The organism is Fusicatenibacter saccharivorans (genome assembly GCF_015557635.1).
GTDB classification, from domain to species: domain Bacteria; phylum Bacillota; class Clostridia; order Lachnospirales; family Lachnospiraceae; genus Fusicatenibacter; species Fusicatenibacter saccharivorans.
In genome coordinates this window covers 141724-163214 of record NZ_JADNOP010000004.1, presented here as the reverse complement: position 1 = coordinate 163214, position 21491 = coordinate 141724, and the positions used below count along the sequence as shown (strand labels likewise).

16 protein-coding genes are annotated in these 21491 nt (G+C 49.0%); 6 read left to right on the top strand and 10 right to left on the bottom strand.

Features of this window, described 5'->3' with window-relative positions:
* Nucleotides 1–8: 8 nt before the first annotated feature.
* The gene (locus I2G42_RS05045) at nt 9–929 is read right to left on the bottom strand and encodes an ABC transporter permease (protein WP_055219236.1); all 921 of its coding nucleotides are present in this window, start codon (nt 927–929) and stop codon (nt 9–11) included.
* Between the two features lie 140 nt (nt 930–1069).
* Complete coding sequence (locus tag I2G42_RS05040; RefSeq protein ID WP_055226722.1) at nt 1070–2770, bottom strand: glutathione ABC transporter substrate-binding protein; 1701 nt, start codon at nt 2768–2770, stop codon at nt 1070–1072.
* Between the two features lie 288 nt (nt 2771–3058).
* Here I2G42_RS05040 and I2G42_RS05035 point away from each other — a divergent pair, with 288 nt between their 5' ends.
* Entirely contained in the window at nt 3059–5029 is a 1971-nt protein-coding gene (locus tag I2G42_RS05035; RefSeq protein WP_055226720.1) for a sigma 54-interacting transcriptional regulator, read from the top strand.
* 1 nt (nt 5030) lies between these two features.
* Here I2G42_RS05035 and I2G42_RS05030 read toward each other — a convergent pair whose 3' ends face one another.
* From I2G42_RS05030 to I2G42_RS05015, 4 genes are all read right to left on the bottom strand, one after another.
* Nucleotides 5031–6098, bottom strand: a complete 1068-nt coding sequence (locus I2G42_RS05030) for a P1 family peptidase (RefSeq protein WP_055226719.1) — start codon at nt 6096–6098, stop codon at nt 5031–5033.
* Between the two features lie 381 nt (nt 6099–6479).
* Complete coding sequence (spoVG, locus tag I2G42_RS05025; RefSeq protein WP_022463229.1) at nt 6480–6770, bottom strand: septation regulator SpoVG; 291 nt, start codon at nt 6768–6770, stop codon at nt 6480–6482.
* A 28-nt stretch (nt 6771–6798) separates the two neighbouring features.
* Nucleotides 6799–7914, bottom strand: a complete 1116-nt coding sequence (glgD, locus tag I2G42_RS05020; RefSeq protein WP_055226716.1) for a glucose-1-phosphate adenylyltransferase subunit GlgD — start codon at nt 7912–7914, stop codon at nt 6799–6801.
* 1 nt (nt 7915) lies between these two features.
* On the bottom strand, nt 7916–9187 hold the full coding sequence (locus I2G42_RS05015) for a glucose-1-phosphate adenylyltransferase (protein ID WP_022463227.1): 1272 nt from the start codon (nt 9185–9187) through the stop codon (nt 7916–7918).
* Nucleotides 9188–9883: 696 nt separating this feature from the next.
* Between I2G42_RS05015 and murC the strand changes: the two genes are divergently transcribed.
* From murC to I2G42_RS04990, 5 genes are all read left to right on the top strand, one after another.
* A complete protein-coding gene (gene murC, locus I2G42_RS05010; protein ID WP_055219224.1) occupies nt 9884–11275 on the top strand; it encodes a UDP-N-acetylmuramate--L-alanine ligase in 1392 nt (463 codons plus the stop codon).
* 536 nt (nt 11276–11811) lie between these two features.
* Nucleotides 11812–12975, top strand: a complete 1164-nt coding sequence (locus I2G42_RS05005) for a DnaD domain protein (RefSeq protein ID WP_055219222.1) — start codon at nt 11812–11814, stop codon at nt 12973–12975.
* 21 nt (nt 12976–12996) lie between these two features.
* Nucleotides 12997–13995: an ATP-binding protein gene (locus I2G42_RS05000; RefSeq protein ID WP_055226714.1), complete on the top strand. Its 999-nt coding sequence runs from the start codon at nt 12997–12999 to the stop codon at nt 13993–13995.
* Nucleotides 13992–15182: a ribose-phosphate pyrophosphokinase gene (locus I2G42_RS04995; RefSeq protein ID WP_022463223.1), complete on the top strand. Its 1191-nt coding sequence runs from the start codon at nt 13992–13994 to the stop codon at nt 15180–15182. The genes I2G42_RS05000 and I2G42_RS04995 overlap by 4 nt, the downstream gene beginning before the upstream one ends.
* A 263-nt stretch (nt 15183–15445) precedes the next feature.
* A complete protein-coding gene (locus I2G42_RS04990) occupies nt 15446–17878 on the top strand; it encodes a glycoside hydrolase family 94 protein (RefSeq protein ID WP_195530805.1) in 2433 nt (810 codons plus the stop codon).
* A gap of 89 nt (nt 17879–17967) precedes the next feature.
* On the opposite strand, the gene I2G42_RS04985 is transcribed toward I2G42_RS04990, so the two are convergent.
* From I2G42_RS04985 to I2G42_RS04970, 4 genes are read right to left on the bottom strand one after another with little or no spacing between them, the layout of a single operon-like run.
* A complete protein-coding gene (locus tag I2G42_RS04985; protein ID WP_055226710.1) occupies nt 17968–18747 on the bottom strand; it encodes a tRNA threonylcarbamoyladenosine dehydratase in 780 nt (259 codons plus the stop codon).
* A gap of 45 nt (nt 18748–18792) precedes the next feature.
* Nucleotides 18793–19248 carry a threonine/serine exporter family protein gene (locus I2G42_RS04980; protein WP_022461450.1) on the bottom strand — a complete coding sequence of 152 codons (456 nt, stop codon included), beginning with the start codon at nt 19246–19248 and terminating at the stop codon, nt 18793–18795.
* Entirely contained in the window at nt 19245–20027 is a 783-nt protein-coding gene (locus tag I2G42_RS04975; RefSeq protein WP_055226708.1) for a threonine/serine exporter family protein, read from the bottom strand. Before I2G42_RS04975 ends, I2G42_RS04980 begins: the two co-directional genes overlap by 4 nt.
* Entirely contained in the window at nt 20024–21385 is a 1362-nt protein-coding gene (locus tag I2G42_RS04970) for an MATE family efflux transporter (protein WP_055226900.1), read from the bottom strand. Before I2G42_RS04970 ends, I2G42_RS04975 begins: the two co-directional genes overlap by 4 nt.
* Nucleotides 21386–21491: the final 106 nt, after the last annotated feature.

The following is a 21491-nucleotide window of genomic DNA, read 5'->3' as shown; positions in this document are numbered from 1 at the left end:
CTCATCTCCTACTGAAGTTTAATTTCCGGATTCAGAACCGCATAGAGGATATCGACAATCAGGTTGATGACGATAAACTGCAGCGAAAAGATCAGAATCAGGGACTGGATTGCCGGATAATCTCTGTAATTGACCGATTCAATCAGAAGGGAGCCAAGGCCAGGATAGGCAAATACCGTTTCTGTGACAACAGAACCTCCCAGCAGAAAGCCGAACTGCAGACCCACAACCGTCACGACGGAGATCATGGAGTTGCGGAAAACATGCTTCCAGATCACAACCTTTTCTTTGATTCCTTTTGCTCTTGCTGTTCTGACATAATCTTCTTTTAAAACCTCAATAATGGAGGATCTTGTAAATCGTGCGATCACGGCTGCAATTCCGACGCCGAGCGTGATCGACGGCATAATCAGACTTTTCAGGCTTGTTCCGCTTGTTGTCGGCAGAATTCGCAGTTTTACCGCAAACAGCATAATCAGCAGAAAGCCGATCCAGAACGAGGGGAGCGAAATACCCGAGACCGCAATCGTCATTCCGGTATAATCCTGCCATTTTCCCCTGTGAGTTCCGGACCACACACCAAAGAGCACACCCACAACCGAACTCCACAGCAATGTGACAAATGCCAGACGAACGGTATTTCCGAATCTTCCCGCAACCTCCTTTGTAACTGGCTGCTTTGTGCGAAGGGATGTTCCGAGATTTCCTTTTAAAAGTCCTGTCACATAGGTAACATACTGTGTCGGAATGGATTTATTGAGGCCAAGCTCTTCTCTTACTGCCTCTACGTCATCCTGTGTTGCCTGCTCTCCTGCAACGAGTCTCGCCGGATCTCCCGGAATCAGGCGGACAAAGAAAAATACAAATGTAACAACAATAATCAGTGTGGGGATCGTACCCACAATACGCTTCAGTATATATTTTGGCATATTGTATCTCCTACTTTCATGCTTATCCTACAGGTACAATCCCACGGATCACTGCCTGCTTTCCTGTTTGTAAGAAACCGGCGCCCTCTTTTGATGGAAGGACGCCGGGGTCTTTTTCATATCCTTGTTTCAGTCTGCCGTTATTCGGCTGCCATTCTGGCATTTCTCATACCGATGCTTCCATCGCCTAACAGATATACTCCGGTAATGTTGTTGCTGGTTGCCCAGATGTTTTTATCGCTTGCGATGCAGAGCAGCGGGAGATCCTTCCATACGATATCCTGTACTTCTCCATAGATCTCACCACGTTTGTCTTCATCTGCAGTTGCAAGACCGTCTTTGAGAAGCTGATCTACTTTTTCATTCTCATAGTAGCTGACATTGTAGCTCATCGGCGGCTCAGACTCGGTTGCCAGCATCGGACGAAGTCCCCAGTCAGCATCACCGGTGGAAGTAGACCATCCGCTTAAGTAGCATTCAACCTCGGCATCTGCTCCTGCGCAGTCAGCTCCCTGAACCTTTTCATTCAGAACGGCACTTTCCATTCCGTTCAATTCCAGATCAATACCAACCTCAGAAAGCTGCTGTTTGTAGAACTCTGCTTTTTTCTGATTTGCTGTCGTGTTGCTGTACATCAGTGTTGTGGTAAATCCATCCGGATATCCTGCTTCCTTTAACAGCTCTTTTGCTTTTTCCGGATCGTAGGAATACGGATCATTTCCTTTGTAGTGCTGTACTTCTTCTCCTACCATAGAAGTTGCCACAGAACCGTAACCGTTCATAACGACCTGGATATATGCCTCTTTGTTGATTGCATAAGCCATTGCCTCACGAACCTTAACATCGTTGAACGGTGCTTTCTGTGTATTCATGAAGAAGTACCATACGGCGATGCTGTCGCCCATTCCAACGAATACGTTGCTGTCACCTTTTAAGGTGTCAACGCTTTCGGTCGGTACAGACCACATAATCTGTGCGTCACCTGCCTGAACTGCAGATACACGGGTAGCACTTTCTGCAACCGGTTTGAATGTGATGCTCTTAAATCCTGCATCTGCATCTGCCAGAGCAGTTCCGCCGCAGACGTCTGCGTCATATCCCCACCAGTCTTTGTTCAGCTCTACCTTCATATGGTCACCGGCAACCCACTCAACAAATTTGTACTGGCCGGTTCCTACCGGTGCCTGTGCACAGGCATCTTCTCCTGCTTCAATCTGTTTCGGGCTCATGATCAGCGTAGCCGGATGTGCCAGGTTGCTGATGAAAGCACCGAATGACTGTGTTAAATAAATTTTAACGGTATAATCATCTATCTTCTCTGCATGATCCAGAACATTGCAGAGGAATGTAGTACGTTTCAGTCCAAGGCTCTTATCTGCCCATTTATTTACGTTTGCAATCAGGGCGTCTGCATTCCACGGAGTTCCATCGGTAAAGCTTACGCCCTCACGAAGATGGATCGTATACTCGGTTGCTTCATCGTTTGCTTCGTAGCTGGTTGCCAGCATCGGAATGATCTGCATATTCTCATCGAATCCAAACAGACCGTCCATCATCATTCGCTGTACACCACCGGAAAGTGTATCGGAAGTATCCATCGGATCCATGGTGGTAAAGTCTACAGCTACCATTGCCGTAACATCAGAATCCTGGGATACCGACTCGCCTGCCGGAATCGAGATGGTATTCTTCGTATCTGCTTCCGAACTGGATGAGGTCGATGCAGCAGATGCTGTTGATGTGCTCTTACTTGTGTCAGAAGAACCTGTCGATCCACATGCTGTCAGTGCCAGTGCCGTTGCTGCTGCAACCAGAGCACGCATTACATGTCTTTTTTTCATTGTTGTCTCCTCCTTTTCTGCAAGTGTTGCTGTTTTCTTTGTTCTTTCTTTTCACAGATAACAGAACCATGATATAAAAAAGAGCAAAGATGCCTTACCTTTTTTTTACAGCCCCTTTGCTTAATCGGTATTATAGATGTAATGCGTCACTATGTCAAAGCATTCTTCCTGATTTTTTCTTTTCTTTTTTGTCTTTTTGCATTTAGGTTGTTTATTTTCGTCAAAAATGATATAATTATCCTAATTTTTAACCCATTACCACTTTTTAGCAGGAAAAGAGGTCCCTTTATGAACAGAAAACAAAAGCTTGGCAACGTATTGATCATTTCTTCCCGGAAACGAATGCTTTCCGAATTTCAGTCTTATCTTCACTCCGTGCTCGGTGAATATCTCACCTTTAATACCCTTTTAAGAGAACAGGCCACAGACCCATCCCTCTTCCGGGGATACCAGTGCGTCCTTTTTCCAACCGCCCGCGCCATGGAAAACTTTCCGCTTACCATCGACCCTTCCATTCTGCAGCTCCCCTGCGACCGCGTTTTCAACCATATGTTCCTGGATAAAATCATTCAGATTCCGCCGCACGAACGTGTCTATCTGGTAAACGATGATAAATATTCCACGCTCGCTATCATTTCCCAGCTTGAGGAATGCGGCGTCACACAATATGACTTTGTTCCGTTTTATCCAGGATGCAAGGATACCGAGTCTGACATTCAGTTTGCTATCACCGCCGGCGAGCCGCAGCTCGTTCCTTCCCGCATTCCGAATGTGCTGGATATCGGCAACCGTATCATCGATATTTCCACTATTTTACAGCTCTGCGAATATTTCAACATTCCTCTGCAGACCGTAAACCGTGTATCGCGCAATTATGTCAATCAGATTCTTCACACCGTCAAGACCTCAGAAACTTACTATACCAATTATGTACAGACCGAACAGCTCATGCAGGTGATCCTGTTCTCTCTTCCCATTGGCATCTGTCTGTTTGGTGCGGATGGCCGCATTCAGTTTATGAATACTAAATTTGCACATGCCTTCTCGCTTCCCTCCTCCAACTTTGAAGGACAGCCTTTTTCGGAATGTTTTCCGCCTGCCTACGCGGATACGGCTTTCGACCGCAACGGTGACTGGACTATTCTCCTTTCGGATCAGAAAACACAGATCACGTTAAGCGTTCTCTCTATGGTTTTTCCGGATACAGAGCCTGTTTTTCTTGCGTTTCTTCCCGAGGGCAGATCCACGGAAATGTCGGTTCCGAAAGACGAAAAAACGGAAGAAAGCACTTTTTTTGCTTCCTCCCGTACCTTTTCACTTTCCCTGTCCCACGCAGATTCCGTCCAGAATCTGATGGCGCAGGCCAGACATCTTGCACTTTTTGATTTTCCGATTCTGATCCAGGGAGAAAGCGGTACACAGCGCAGGACACTCGCACGTGCGATCCACAATTTTTCGCGCCGCCATCATTATCCTTTTTCCGTTCTTCATTCTCCGGGAAATGATCTGACCGAAGCTTCTCTGCTCCGGCTTCTTGCCGAAACCAACCATGGCACACTCGTCCTTTCCCAGGTGGACCGTTTTCCGCTTTCCATTCAGGATCTGCTGGTCAATGTTCTTACCAATGTTCATGGTAACTTCTTTTCCGCACCGGAAACCCGCCGTTTCGATGTGCGGATCATTGCCATTGCGGATGATAACCTGTATAAAAAAGTAGAAAAAGGAACCTTCCTGCGGGAACTTTTTCACCTTTTAAGTGCTTCAGAGCTTCAGACTGTCCCGCTCCGCAGACGCAGGGAGGATATTCCCGATCTTCTCAATTACTTTCTGCTTCAGTTTTTCCACAACACCGATATGACCTGCGACCGGATCTTTTCGGAAGGGCTTCTGCGCTTTCTGAAGGAATATGCGTACCCCGGAAATATTCATGAGCTGTACAATCTGTCCTGCAGCCTGTTTACCCGGTACAGCAGCCATAAGCTGCAGCTTTCCGATCTGCCGACGTACCTCCGCTCCCGCCAGATGGCTGACGTTTCCCTCACCGACCTTCAATATCAGGTTCTTTCTTTCGTATCGACGCATCCGAAAGCAGGCCGCCTGGCAATCAAAAACGGACTGGCAGACGGAGAAACCTTTGTATCCGAAGCGGCTCTGCGCACCGTACTCGGAGAGCTTTCTTCCGCCGGTTATCTCATCGTGCACCGGACAAAAGGCGGATGTGAAATTTCCGAGCTGGGGCGTATGGTTCTGGAAAAATAATTTATTTCAGAAATCCCGGTATTTCCAGAAATTCTGCAAGGCTGCGGTATCTGGCTCCGTCCAGGCCTCTTTTTTCCTTTGCGGTTACCATAGAGTTCAGGATCGCTTCCTCCACAGCCTCTGCCGCTGCTTCAAATGCCTCGTTGATTTTTTCTTCTTTTATCCGGGCGCACGCTTCCACTTCACATGTACTCTTTGTGTCTACGCGGTTTGCTGTTGTAAATCCGATCATGATTTCACCGCTTCCGTGGCCGGTGTAGGCTCCTGTTCTGGCGATTCCAACTCCACAGCGGCGGATAATCCGGTACAGCTGCCGCTCCGATACCGGAAGGTCTGTTGCCAGAACCGTCATAATCGATCCCCGGTCTTCGGCGCTGCTTCCGCATTCTTCCTTCCGGATCCGCTCCAGAATCTTCTCTCCTGCCGGTTTTCCACTGATTTTCAAATCTCTGGTTGCCCCGAAATTTGACTGTACCAGAACACCAATGGTATATGTTTTTCCGTCAAGCACCAGCGTGCGGGATGCCGATCCGATCCCCCCTTTCAGCCCATAGCAGATAGTTCCTGTTCCGGCACCGATATCACCTTCCGCAAAGTCTGTATCCGCCTGCTCCAGTGCCTGATACAGCTCTTTTTCCCCCACTACCCGGTTACAAATCTCATTGATCCTCGAGTCGTTGCATTCTCCAACAACCGGATTGATGGAGAAAACATCTTCCCCTTCTTTTTTGGTCTGCTGTATCATCCATGAAATCATGGCATCCGCCACTTTTCCGACATTCAGTGTATTGGTCAGGGCAATGGGCGTTTCAAGCGTTCCGAGCTCCTGTACCTGCACAAGACCGCACGTTTTCCCGAAACCATTATGCACGTAGGCAGACGCCAGGTACTTTTTCAGAAACGGATTGCCTTCTCCCGGCACAATCACCGTCACTCCGGTATGCTGATTTCCACTTTCCACCGTCGCATGGCCTACCCGCACACCGGGCACATCCGTAATTTTGTTTCGCGGTCCGCTTTCATGGTGTCCAATCCGATATCCGTAATCGCTGATTCTCTTCTGTCTCATCCTGTTTCCTCCTCTTTTTATGATGTACTCCCGGAATTTTTCAGCTCGCGCAAATACAGGCACAAAAAAAGACTCCGAAGATACATTTTTCTCTCACTTTACGCTCTCTTCTCTCTTCTGTCCATACCTCTTCCCACAATTTTTCTTCTTTTCTTTATATTTTTTCCATTTCTTTTAGAATTTGGACACACTTTGCTCACATATTCCTTTTATAATAAAGCTCGGATAGTTGATAAACCACTCACTATCTCCCCCCTCATAAAAAGATGGCGATATACTTTTGTATATCGTCATCTTTGTTTTTACTGACAAAAACGCCCCCGGGCGGAAAACGTAACCACTTCCGTTTTCCGCCTGGGGGCATTCTTTCTTCCTTTTTGCTCAGGCCTCTGCAGCAGCTTCCTCTGCTTCCGCTTCTGCCATCGCCTGTTCGTACTGTTTCAGGATAATAGTCTGGATTTTTTCCCTGGTTCCAGAGTTGATCGGATGTGCGATATCGCGGTACTCCCCGTCCGTAGCCTTACGGCTCGGCATTGCGATGAACAGTCCTTTTTCTCCTTCGATTACCTTGATATCGTGTACGACAAATTCGTCATCGATTGTGATAGACACAACCGCCTTCATTTTTCCCTCTTTTGTCACCTTGCGTACTCTTACGTCTGTAATGTTCATAAACTTTTATGCCCCTTTCACCCCATAATCAGATGGCGTATCTTTCGTTTTTCTCGACAACAATTTTGATGCCGTCCTCCCCACAGTGATAGGAGTTTGCACGGATGGTGTCCCTGCTCTCCACAATACAGTTTTCAATGTGAGTGTTGTCTCCGAGATATACATCATTTAAGATGATAGAATTTTTAATCACACAGTTGTTTCCAACATATACCTTCTTGAACAAAACAGAGTTCTCAACCTGTCCGTTGATGATACAGCCGCTGGATACAAGAGAATTTTTCACTGTGCAGCCAGGATTGTATTTTGCCGGCGGAAGATCGTCGATCTTGGAGTAGATGCCCGGATACTGGCCGAAGAAGTAATCTCTTACCTCCGGTTTCAGGAAATCCATGTTGGTTCTGTAATAGGAATCTACGGTAGCAATGTTGCTCCAGTAGGTATTGATCTTGTATCCGTAAATCCGTTTCAGGTTTTTGTAACGGATTAAAATATCCTTTACAAAGTCGTAACGGTCTTCCTGTGCGCTGCGCTCAATCATTTCGATCAGCTGGCGACGGCGGATGACATAGATACCAGTAGAGATCACGTTGGAGCTCGAAACCATCGGTTTTTCCTCGAACTCCTCGATGCGGCAGTCCTCATTCATCTTCAGGACGCCGAAGCGGCTGGTATCTGCTTCCTTGGAATCCGTGCATACCACAGTAACATCCGCACGTTTTGCAATATGATATTCCAGTACCTTATTGAAATCCAGTTTGTATACGCCATCTCCCGATGCGATGACTACGTACGGTTCATGGCTGTTTTTCAGCCAGCTCAGGTTCTGACTGATCGCGTCTGCCGTTCCACGGTACCACCAGCTGTTATCTGATGTAACGGTTGGAGAAAATACAAACAGACCGCCATGTTTTCTTCCGAAATCCCACCATTTGGAAGAGCTCAAATGTTCATTTAAGGATCTGGCGTTGTACTGTGTCAGGACAGCCACCTTCTGAATATGAGAGTTTGCCATGCTTGACAGCGCAAAATCGATGCTGCGGAAGCTGCCTGCGACCGGCATAGCTGCAACGGCTCTTTTATTGGACAGCTCTCTCATTTTGTTGTTGTTACCGCCTGCAAGAATAATTCCCAATGCTCTCATATTACTCACCGTCCTTTTCTACAATTGCTCCGCCGGACGGAAGTGTGCCATCCGGGTAATCCTCAAGGGAAGTTTCGCCGGAAATGCAGACATTCTTTCCAATGGTTACGCCATCCGGAATGACTGCCTTTTCTCCAACGGTCACAAGTCCGAATCCGTAAATATTCGGTTTTAAGACGTTCGGCGCTTCCTCGCCAACGCCCATCACAACATGTTTGCCGACATGTACGTTTTCTGCAATAATGGCCTTATTGACCTGGGTTCCCTCGCCGATTGTGCTGTGGCGCATAATAATAGAATCTCTTACAACAACACCCTTTTCAATGCGCACATCCGCACCGATGACGGAATTATGTACCTCTCCGTAGATTTCAGCGCCCTCGCCGATAATACAGCGGTCGATGACAGCGTCCCCGGAAACATACTGCGGACGGATGATATCACCTTTGGTATAGATCTTCCAGAATTCCTCATATAAATTGAATTCCGGAATAATATCGATCAGCTCCATATTTGCTTCCCAGTATGAGCCAAGCGTTCCGACATCTTTCCAGTAGCCGTTGAACTCATACGCAAACAGACGTTTTCCGTTGTCGCGGCAGTACGGCAGAATGTGTTTTCCGAAGTCACAGCTCGGCTGATCCTTCAGGGCTGTCAGAGATTCCTTTAATGCTTTCCAGCTGAAAATATAGATACCCATAGAAGCGAGGTTGCTTCTCGGGTGCTCCGGTTTTTCTTCAAATTCGGTAATTCTTCCGTTTCCGTCTGTGATCATGACACCGAAACGGCTTGCTTCTTCGATCGGTACCGGCATACATGCGATGGTCACATCTGCGTGGTTTGCTTTGTGATAGTCAAGCATCACCTCGTAATCCATTTTGTAAATGTGGTCGCCGGAAAGAATCAGAACATATTCCGGATTGTATGTTTCCATATAAGCCATGTTCTGGTAAATTGCATTTGCAGTTCCTGTATACCATTCGCTGTTTGTACTTTTTTCGTATGGCGGCAGAACGGTTACGCCGCCTTCGTTTTTATCGAGATCCCACGGAATACCGATTCCGATATGGGTATTCAGCCGCAGCGGCTGATACTGGGTCAGTACGCCTACCGTATCAATTCCCGAATTGATACAATTACTGAGCGGGAAGTCGATGATTCGATACTTTCCGCCAAATGCTACTGCCGGTTTTGCCACTTTCTCCGTGAGCACACCGAGACGGCTTCCCTGGCCGCCTGCCAGCAGCATTGCTATCATCTCTTTCTTAATCATGCAATCACCTCTTGTCGTATCTAAAGATTTGCAGTAACTGTAAGAATGTACGGTTCTACGCTTACCGTTCACCGCTTTTCCGCGAACGGTAACCTTCGCTGCCCCCCTTCAGGCTTTGCCTTGCAGGAAGGGGCTACTTACACCTGAATCACTTTCTCACGCAGCGAAACAGCACCTGTCTCCCTGTGTACGAAACAGCAACCATGCTGTCGGTTCTGGTTTTTCATATCCACGCACTTCTTTGATAACTACAATTAAAATTATATCACACTTCCGTCTCATTGTGAACATTTTTTATAATTTTTCTTTTATTTTATCTTATATTTTATTGATTTTGACTATGCATTTTATTTGTGTCAAAAATCGTATCATGATTTTCTACAATTTTCGACAGCGTATTCATTTATTTTTACCAGTTTTTGTTACATTTCGTTCATTTTAGTTTGCAATATTTCTTTTTGCATATGTTCTGGTTTATAATACTTATCCATTGTTTTTTATTTCATTTTCGAATTCATCCGCTTTTTTTCTTTTACTTTTCCGGCAAATACGTGTATACTATTAGCCAGAACAGTTCCAGCCGGATTCCGGGGAACCGGCGCTGCATTTCGTTCTGTTCTTTCCTATATTAATTGAAAAATATGTATTGAGAAAATTTCCCCATTTTCAGTGAAAAGACACATTGAAGGAGATACCATGTACGAAGTAGATTTCAGCAAACCAATCCATATACATTTTATTGGCATCGGCGGCATCAGCATGAGCGGCCTTGCCGAGATTCTTTTAAAAGAAAGCTTTACAATTTCCGGTTCCGATGCAAAAGAAAGTGACCTGACCCGCCACCTGACTTCTCTTGGCGCACAGGTTTTCTACGGTCAGAAGGCAGAAAACATTCTTCCGGGAACCGACCTTGTTGTTTATACCGCAGCCATCCATCCGGACAATCCGGAATTTGCCGCTGCAAAAGCTGCCGGTGTTCCGATGCTGACCCGTGCCGAGCTGCTCGGACAGATCATGCGCAACTACGATACACCGATCGCCGTTTCCGGTACACACGGAAAGACGACAACAACTTCTATGCTCTCCCACATTCTGATGGCCGCTGACTGCGATCCGACTATTTCTGTCGGCGGTATTCTTCCGTCCATCGGCGGAAATATCCGTGTCGGCCATTCCGAAACCTTCCTGACCGAGGCATGCGAGTATACCAACAGTTTCTTAAGCTTCTTTCCGAAAATCGGCATTATCCTCAACATGGATGCAGACCATCTCGATTTCTTCAAGGATATCGACGACATCCGCCACTCTTTCCGTGCGTTTGCCCGTCTGCTCCCGACCGACGGCATGCTGATTATCAATGCCGATACGCCGAAATACGATTACGTGACCGAAGGTCTTGGCTGTAAGGTTGTCACCTACGCGCTGGAGAATCAGGCTGTCGCTGATTATACCGCTGCCAACATCACCTACGATGAGTTCGATCACCCGTCCTTCGACTGCATCTGCCGTGGCGAGCTGCGCGGTCGCTACACGCTGATGGTTCCGGGACTTCACAACGTTTCCAACGCCCTGGCTGCCATTGCACTGGCCGATGAACTGCAGCTGCCGGAAAACGCCATCCACGAAGGCTTTGCCACCTTCCGCGGAACCGACCGCCGTTTCCAGTATAAGGGTACATACCACGGAGCAAAGGTGATCGACGATTATGCGCATCATCCAACCGAAATCCGTGCAACGATGGAAGCCGCTGAAAACTGTGCGCACAGAACACTGTGGTGCGTCTTCCAGCCGCATACCTACACCAGAACGAAAGCGCTGCTCGATGATTTCGCTGCCGCTCTTTCCCTGGCAGACCATGTGGTTCTCGCCGATATTTACGCAGCCAGAGAAACCGATACGCTCGGCATCTCCTCCAAAGATATCCAGGAACGCATTGTAAAACTCGGCACTGCCTGCGAATATTTCCCATCCTTTGCGGAAATCGAAAACTATCTGAACGAAAATCTTGCCGAGGGCGACATGCTGATCACCATGGGTGCCGGAGACGTTGTAAAAATCGGTGAGGAGCTTCTTGCTTCCGAAAAATAAAATCATTCTTTCGCTTTACCTGCTCCCTGTGGAAAATGGAGTTTTCCTTTTTTCCACAGGGTCTTTTTTTGCTCCGAATCCACACAATCTGTCTTTTCGCCAAATAGTTACGCACATTTTTATTCACAGCTATTTTCCTGTATTTTCGCCTGTTTTCAGAGTTATCCACATTGTCCACAATTTTATACACATTTTTACGATCCACACAATGTGGATTTCCTGTGTATAACTTTGTTTACATAACGATATCACCAGAAAGTCCTATACTTCCCTGTTTTCCTCCATTTTTCAACATTTTTGGTAGATGATAATATTTCACAAAACGGATTTCTCCACATTATCCACATTGTCCACAGTCCTTTTTCATCCACCGTGCCTTTTTCCCGGAATGTTTTTTCCGCAAAACACCTATTCACTTGTCGAAAATACTGTGTTATACTTGGTTGTGTATGAGAAGGCAAGACGTATAATAAAAAACAGATCGCTAAAAGTAAAAATCTGCCGCACGATAAGAACAGGATGGTGTAATTTTGAGTATGCTGACATTAAACAATGACTGCCTGGCCAGTGTGACTGCTGTGCCGGATCTTTTTCTGGAACAATATATGCCCGCAGCCAACGGAGAATTTGTAAAAGTGTACCTTTATCTGCTGAAGCTGGTCAAAGACCATCAGCAGGATTCCACTCTGTCATCGATGGCAGATTTTTTTTCCTGCACGGAAAACGATATCGTCCGGGCGCTGAAATACTGGGAGAAGCAGGGACTCCTCTCGCTCTCCTACACCACCGGGGAAAGCGTTCCGACCGGAATCGCCTTTCTGCCGCTTGTCCGGAAGGAAGAAAGCGGAATCCTTCCAACACCGGAATCCTCGATTTCCGGCCCGATTGCGGCTGCACCGGCTGTTTCTGCTGTATCCGTTGAAATCCCGCAGACGGAACAGACCCCGGCTCCATCACCACAGCCGGCCGTTTCTGCCCCATCTGCCTCTTCTCCGGCAGATGATCTTTCCAGTTCCGGTATTTCCGGACAGTCAGCAGAAAAAAAACACGCTCCCGGCAGCCGCGAAGAACTGCAGCACGTTCTTTACGTTGCGCAGACGTATTTCGGTCATCTTCTGTCGCCAACGGAAATCGAATGCATCATGTTTTTCTATGATGATCTCCACTTTTCCGCGGATCTTCTGGAATACCTGGTGGAATACTGTGTTTCGAAGGGAAGCACCAGCATCCACTACCTGAAAAAGGTAGGACTCGCCTGGCAGGAAAGCGGAATCCGCGATGTTGCCTCTGCCAAACAGGAGACCACGACATTCAACAAACATTACTACACAATTTTGAAAGCATTCGGCATCCGCAACCGCGCACCGGTGGAAAAAGAAGCCGAGATGATGGACCGCTGGCTGAATACCTACGGTTTTACGATTGATCTTATCACCGAAGCCTGTCAGCGCACCGTTTCCAAGATCGGCCAGCCGAGCTTCCAGTACGCGGAAGGCATTCTCTCCAAATGGAAGGAACAGGGCGTCCGCTCCATGGCAGACGTCGAACAGCGCGATGCGGAGCACCAGAAAAGGAAGAAAACCGCTTCTGATCAGAATGCGGCACGAAAAACCGCTCCTGCTGCTTCAAGTAACCGCTTCAACAATTTCCATCAGAGAGAATACGACTACCAGAAGTTAGAAGAACAGCTTCTGAAATAACGCCCGGAGGACGAAACAACTATGGCACTGACAAACCCGCAATACGATGCGATTATGCGCATGTACAACGAACGGCAGCTCCGCCACCAGAGAGAACAGCAGGAGCACATCCGCATTGCTTATGAAAAGATTCCGCGCCTTGCGGAAATCGACACCGAGATTGCATCCCTCTCGGTTCGGAAAGCAAAAGCGATGCTGAACGGAGACGCTTCCATGGATCTCGACCTGAATGCTGCCATCCGTGACCGTTCCCAGGAACGCGCGGCGCTCCTTTCCATGCACGGCTACCCGGCAGACTATCTCGAGCTGACGTATGACTGCCCGCTCTGCCGCGACACCGGCTACATCAACGGCACGCAGAAATGCGCCTGCTTCAAAAAAGCTGCCGTCGATCTTCTGTACCGGCAGTCCAACGTGGAGGAGCTTCTGAAAGCCGAAAATTTCAGCCAATTCTCCCTGGATTACTACTCGGACAGCCTGACCAGTACCGGAACACCGCTCACTTCCCGCGAGGCCGCTGCTGCCGCGCTCGAAAAAAGCCAGGCGTTCGTCCGCAATTTCGGCTCGTCGTTTGAAAATCTCTTCTTTTACGGCGACACCGGTGTCGGAAAAACGTTTCTTTCGCACTGTATTGCCCGCGAGCTGATCGAGCAGTCGTTCTGTGTGATTTATTTTACTGCATTTGATCTGTTTGACCTGTTTGCACGCTACACCTTTTCCAGTTCAGAAGAAGCAAAAGACGCTCACGCCAATATCTTTGACTGCGATCTTCTGATCATCGATGATTTAGGTACGGAACTGACCAACAGCTTCGTCTCTTCCCAGCTCTTTCTCTGCATCAACGAACGCATCCTGCGGAAGAAATCGACGATCATCTCCACGAACCTGCCCCTTGACCGCTTCATGGAGACGTACTCGGAACGTACCTTTTCACGAATTTCAAGTAACTACACCATCATTAAACTTTTTGGAAACGATATTCGGATCCAGAAAAAACTTTTGGGAGGAACCAAAGCATGAGTAAGGGAACTGAAGGACATTTTGACACACTGCCAATCGGAAGACTGGGACTGATCCCGCTGAACAGCAGCGCCGCACTTGGAAAAAAGGTCGACGATTATCTGGTCAGCTGGAGAAAGGGACGCGGCAATGAATTTGCGGAAAAATATGTCGCTGCCTATGAAGGATATGAGCGTGACAGCTACATTATCCAGTCTCAGGTTCCGCGTTTCGGTTCAGGCGAGGCAAAGGGTATCATCAACGAATCTGTCCGCGGTGACGATATCTACATTCTGCTCGATGTCTGCAACTACAGCCTGACCTATTCTCTGTGCGGCTACACCAACCACATGTCTCCGGACGACCACTTCCAGGATCTGAAGCGTGTCATCGCAGCCATCGGTGGAAAAGCCCGCAGAATCAATGTCATTATGCCATTCCTGTATGAGAGCCGCCAGCACAAGAGATCTGGAAGAGAGTCTCTCGACTGCGCACTTGGTCTGCAGGAGCTGACTGCTATGGGCGTAGAAAACATCATCACCTTCGACGCTCACGACCCGCGTGTCCAGAACGCGATTCCGCTGCATGGATTTGAAACCATCCAGCCGGCTTACCAGTTCATCAAAAACATCCTGCGCAATGCACCGGATATGAAGCTCGACAAGGATCATCTGATGGTCATCAGCCCGGATGAGGGCGGTATGGGCCGTGCTATCTACATGGCAAACAACCTCGGTGTTGACATGGGTATGTTCTACAAACGCCGCGACTACTCTACCATCATTGACGGACGCAACCCGATCGTTGCCCATGAGTTTCTCGGTGCTGATGTCAAAGGTAAGGATATGATCATCATCGACGATATGATCTCCTCCGGCGAGAGTATGCTGGAAGTTGCCAAACTCTTAAAGGATCGTGAGGCACGCAACATCTACATGTGCTCGACCTTCGGACTGTTCACCAGCGGACTGGAGAAATTCGACAAGGCTTATGAGGAAGGACTCTTCACAAAAGTTCTGACCACCAACGTCGTATACCAGACACCGGAGCTTCTCTCCCGCGAGTACTACATCAGCTGCGACCTGAGCAAATATATCGCTCTCATCATCGACAAGCTGAATCACGATGCCTCCATCAGCGGACTGCTGGATCCGGCGGATCGTATTCAGAAAGTTATTAAGAAATTTAAGAATCACGAGAAGATCTGATATTCCAGGGTTCAAAGTTCGAAAGCTGTTCGTGCTTGCACGATAAAGCGTTCGAATTTGGAACCCGCCAAACATGAGGACGTAGCGCCAGCGGATTCCGAATATTTGCAGAATCGCGGAACAATTCGTGAATATTCACAAACGCCGAAACTGTCACGCAAACGGTTTCGGCGTTTTTTTATATTTTTAGCAAATTCTTGCTAGTTTTTTCTTTTTTCGGCTGTATAATGAAATTACATTGTACGACGAAGGAGGTATCACACATGCAATTTGGACATTTTGATGATGCGAAAAAAGAGTATGTCATCACAAGCCCGAAGACTCCGCTTCCGTGGATCAACTATCTGGGATCTGAGAACTTCTTTTCTCTGATTTCCAATACCTGTGGCGGATACAGCTTCTACAAGGACGCAAAACTTCTGCGTCTGACCCGTTACCGTTATAACGATACGCCGCTCGATCAGAACGGACGCTACTACTACATCAAGGACGGCGATACCGTCTGGAACCCGGGCTGGCAGCCGACCCAGACGCCGCTCGATTCCTACGAGTGCCATCATGGCCTTGGCTACAGCCGCTTTGTTTCTTCCAAAAACTTAGTTGCCGCTGAACTGACCGCTTTTGTTCCGCTGGCAGATTCCTGCGAAGTAAACCGTCTCATGCTGACCAACAACGGCACCGAAGAAAAAACACTGGCTCTGACTTCTTTTGTAGAGTTCTGCTTCTGGAACGCCGTGGACGATATGACCAACTTCCAGAGAAACTTCAGCATCGGCGAAGTTGAGATCCAGGGTTCTGAGATTTACCACAAAACTGAGTACCGCGAGCGCCGCAGACATTACGCTGTTTATGCAGTCAACTGCCCGATCGACGGATACGATACCGACCGCGACGCTTTCCTTGGCGCTTACCGCGGAAATGACCGCCCGGAGACCGTTCTGCGCGGCACTGCAGGCAACACCGTTGCCAGCGGATGGGGTGTGATCGGTTCCCACCACATCGACGTTACCTTAAAACCAGGCGAGTCCCGCTCCTTTATCTTCGTTCTCGGCTACTGTGAGAATGCAGCGGATGACAAATGGGAAGCTCCTGGCGTGATCAACAAAAAGTCGGCAAAAGAGATGCTCTCCCACTATCAGACCGACGAGCAGGTTGACGCAGCACTTGCAGAGCTTGCTTCCTACTGGGAAGGCCTGCTGGCAAAATATGCGCTCTCCTGTGCAGATGAAAAACTGGGACGCATGGTCAACATCTGGAACCAGTATCAGTGTATGGTTACCTTCAACATGTCCCGTTCCGCATCCTACTTTGAGTCCGGCACCGGCCGCGGCATGGGCTTCCGTGACTCCTGCCAGGATCTGCTCGGCTTCGTTCATCTGATCCCGGACCGCGCAAGAGAGCGTCTGCTCGATATTGCCGCTACCCAGTTTGAAGACGGAAGCGCATACCATCAGTACCAGCCACTGACGAAAAAAGGAAACATGGATATCGGAAGCGGCTTCAACGATGACCCGCTCTGGCTGATCGCCGGATGTGCCGCCTACCTCAAAGAGACCGGAGATTTCTCTATTCTCGACGAGCAGGTTGATTTCGACAACGATTCCACCAAGGCACAGCCTCTGATGGAGCACCTGAAACGTTCCTTCGACTTTACCGTAACCCATCTCGGACCGCACAAACTGCCGCTGATCGGCCGTGCTGACTGGAATGACTGTCTGAACCTGAACTGCTTCTCTGCAGAGCCGGGCGAACCGTTCCAGACGACAGGACCTTCCGAGGGACCGGTTGCTGAGTCCATTTTCATCGCCGCTATGTTCGTAAAATACGGCAAAGAGTACGCAGCCATCTGCCGCCGCAGAGGCAATGAGGAAGAAGCTGTTTACGCAGAAAAAGAAGTCGAAAAAGTTTACCAGGCAGTCCTTGATGCAGGCTGGGACGGCGAATGGTTCCTGCGTGCTTATGATGCAGCAGGCGAAAAAGTCGGCTCCAATGAGTGTGAGGAAGGTAAGATCTACATCGAGCCGCAGGGCTTCTGTGTTCTTGCTGAAATCGGTGTCAAAGAAGGACTGGCAGAAAAAGCCCTGACTTCTGTCCAGAACATTCTGGAAACCAAGTACGGCGTTGTTCTTCTGCAGCCGGCTTACACCAAGTATTACCTGAATCTTGGTGAGGTTTCCTCCTATCCGCCGGGATACAAAGAGAATGCTGGTATCTTCTGCCACAACAACCCATGGATCTCCATCGCTGAGACCGTTGTCGGCCACGGAAACCGCGCATTTGACCTGTACCGCAAGATCTGCCCGGCTTACATTGAGGACATCAGCGAGATCCACCGCACCGAGCCGTACGTCTACTCTCAGATGATCGCCGGAAAAGACGCTGCCCACTTTGGTGAGGCAAAGAACTCCTGGCTGACCGGTACTGCCGCATGGACCTTCGTCAATGTCTCCCAGTACATCCTCGGCATCCAGCCGGATTACGACGGACTTTCCTTAAATCCGTGTATTCCGTCCGATATGGAAGAGTTCAAGATCCGCAGATACTTCCGCGGTGCATGGTATAACATCACCTTTAAGAATCCGGAGCACAAAGAGAAGGGCATTTCTTCCCTGACGGTAAACGGAACCGCAGTAGAAGGAAATCTGATTCCGCTCACCGAAGGCTGCACCGAATATGATGTTGTTGCCGTAATGTAATTTTTCAAATTTCAAATCTCCATAAACATAAGGCGAGCCCCGGAAAGCACAACTGCTTTTCCGGGGCTCGTCCCTTTTATTCTTATTTTTTACTGCAGCTGCCGTCTCTCTCTGACACCGGAAAGATCTTTGATGACCTCTCCCGCCAGAATCAGTCCTGCTACGGACGGCACAAACGCTACGCTGCCCGGAATATCACGCCGCTCCGTGCATTTTCTTGCAGCTCCCGGAGGACAAATACAATTTGTCCGGCAGCTGATGCTCATATCCTCAAGCGGACGGAGGGATTTTTCCTCTGAATAGACCACTTTCAGTTTCTTCACGCCGCGTTTTTTCATCTCACGCCGCATGACCTTTGCCAGCGGACACATGTTCGTTTTATAGATATCCGCCACGCGGAACTTCGTCGGGTCCAGCTTGTTTCCAGCTCCCATGCAGCTGATGACCGGCACATTGCACGCTTTGGCGCGCATGATAATCTCAATCTTCGCTGTCACGGTATCAACAGCATCCACCACGTATGAATACTTCGAAAAATCAAAATCGTCCGCATTTTCCGGCAGATAAAAGCATTTGTATACCTCTACCTCCGCTTTCGGATTGATATCCAGAATGCGTTCTTTCATTACGTCTACTTTATATTTTCCGACACTGCTTCTCGTCGCAATAATCTGACGGTTGATGTTGGTGAGGCAGACCTTATCATCGTCTACCAGCACAAAATGGCCGACACCGCTTCTTGCCAGTGCCTCCACGGTATAGCCGCCCACGCCGCCGATACCGAAAACGGCAACGGTTGCATTCGCCAGAAGATCCATGCTCTCCTGTCCGAGCAGAAGCTGTGTTCTGGAAAACTGATTTAATGCCATTTGTTTTCCTTCCTCCTTGTTTATAATCTCTACTACAATAATAGGTTATTTGTTTTTGTCTGTCAACACCTTACGGAACCAGCTCTGCGGAAACTCAAAAACAAAGAGAATGCCAAGCACAATCGCAACTGCATCCTTCAGTGTCAGAAATCCTCTTGCACCGGCGCGCTCCAGATCATTGGTTACCACGTAAAAAGCAGTCCAGTAGATGCCGCTTCCCGGCACCAGCGGGAAAATACCCGCAATCAGAAATACCGTTACCGGGCAGCGCTTGTACACCGCAAAGCTGCGCGACAGAAGGATGACGAGCACCGTTGCAAAAAAGATGGACACCGGCTCTGTCGTATGCGGGAGGATCAGTTTATAGCAGATCCAGCCGCAGGCACCTGCCAGTCCGCAGTACAGGTAGTATTTCCGCGGCACCTGGAACAGCAGCGCAAACGCAATCGTTCCGACGCAGGCGGCAAAAAATTCCGCAATTAAACGAATGGTATCACTCATAGCTGCAGCCCTCCCGCCAGTTGATGATATCCTGTGATAATCAGTCCGACGCCGAGCGCAATGCAGAACGTCACAAGCAGTGCATCGAGCATCCGCACCGAGCCCGCGATGTAGTCCTGATCCGCGATATCACGGATGGCGTTCGTGAAATTGACCCCGGGCACCAGCGGAATAATCGAACCGATGATGACCTTGTCCAGATGGTGCCCAATCCCCGCCTGATACAGAAAAACGGCAATCAGCGTGACAAGCGCGCCGCCGGAAATATTCGTCGCAATCTTTGACATTCTGCCACGCAGCAGGTACAGCAGATAGAAATACAGAACAAAGCCCGACAGAAACGCTACCATGCTGTCCACCACATCGCCGCCGAACAGAAAACAGAAGCAGGCGCTTCCGACACCGGATGCAAGCACCTGGTGCCATCTTGGTTTGTCCGGCATCCGCTGAATATCGAGCAGCCAGGCCTTCGCCTCCTTCGGCATGTGCAGACCCTCCTCGATTTCACGGGAGAGCTGGTTGACTGCCGTTACCTTGTCGAGCCGCGCCGCCGACAGCGGAATGTGACGCACGCGGGCAAATTCCTGCTTTTTTCCGCTCTCAGCTGTCAGGAAAATACCACTGCTCAACACAAACGCATCGCTGGAGTCAACGCCATACGCCCGCGCAATGCGGTCGATCGTCTCCTCCACACGGAAGATTTCCGCGCCGCTCGCCAGCAGGATGTCTCCCGCCAGCGATGCCACATCAAGCGCTTCTCTCGTCGATTCTGCGTTCATCTTTGTTTTCCTCCTTTTTCAAAACCGTATACCCATTTTCCTTTCAAAAACAGATACAGGAAAATGACAGAACTGATACTCCAGGTCAGCGGGTAAGCCCAGAAAATCACGCGGATATCCGGGATCAGCCGGACCGTCACGGTAATGTAGCTGACGCGGAACAGGCACCAGACGCAGAGCATGACAACCATGGGAACCGCGGCGTGCCCGGAACCGCGGAGCACAGCCGCGATGCAATGAGAAAACGCCAGCAGAAAATAAAACAGTGCAATCGTTCTCGCCTGCATCACGCCGTAATGGACAACGGCCGGATCGCTGTTAAACGCCGCAATCAAAGTCGGTGCGGCCGCATAGATCACAAACCCGATCAGCTCGGCGATGGTAATGGAACAGAGAATGCCAAACCGCGCTCCTTTTTTCGCCCGGTCATACTGTTTTGCACCAAGATTCTGGCTGACAAACGTCGTCAATGCCATCGTAAAGCATGTAACCGGAAGGAATGCAAAACCCTCGATTTTTGCATATGAACCGCAGCCTGCCATCGCCATTTTCCCGAATGCATTGATGTTCGTCTGCACGAAAACGTTTGCGATCGAAATAACCGAGTTCTGGAAACCGGACGGCACACCGTTGCGGATGATTTCACCGAGCGCTCTGCCATCGAAGCGGATTTTGCGGATATGAAGACGATACTCTTCCTTCGTCCGCAGCAGATGGATCATGCAGAGAATCGCGCTTGTGAACTGGGAAATGACCGTTGCAAGCGCCGCCGCACCGACCCCCATGCCAAGCCCTCCGATAAAAAGCAGGTCGAGCACAACATTGATGCACGACGATACGATCAGATAGATCAGCGGGTGACGGCTGTCGCCAACGGACTGCAGGATGCCGACGAAAATGTTATACATGATAAAACCAAGAGATCCTGCAAAATAGGTACGGAAATATTCGACGGACTGCGGCAGGACATCGGACGGTGTTCCCATCAGCACAAGGATTTTCGGCGCCAGATACATGCCAAGCACAGTCAGCGCTACACCGGCCGCCAGGCCGAACGCCACGGTCGTATGGATCGCTTTCTGCAGATCTTCCCGGTTTTTCGCTCCGTAATACCTTGCAATCACGACACCGGCGCCCATTGCGATACCGTTAATAAAACCAACCATCAGAAAGATCAGATTGCCCGAAGAGCTGACCGCTGCCAGCGCATTGCTTCCCAGAAAATTTCCTACAATCAGTGAGTCAGCCGTGTTGTACAACTGCTGGAACAGATTGCCAAGAAACAGCGGAATCGCAAACAGAATCATCTTTTTCGAAATGCTGCCCTCCGTCATTCTTGTCTTACTTTCTGCACTCATTCGTAAAAACCCCCATTTCTTTTTCGTACAGTCAAAACCGGTCATCCACAGGTTTCCGCCCGGTGTGTGTCCAGCCTTCTTTTCAGCAGACACACACCGGAACTCA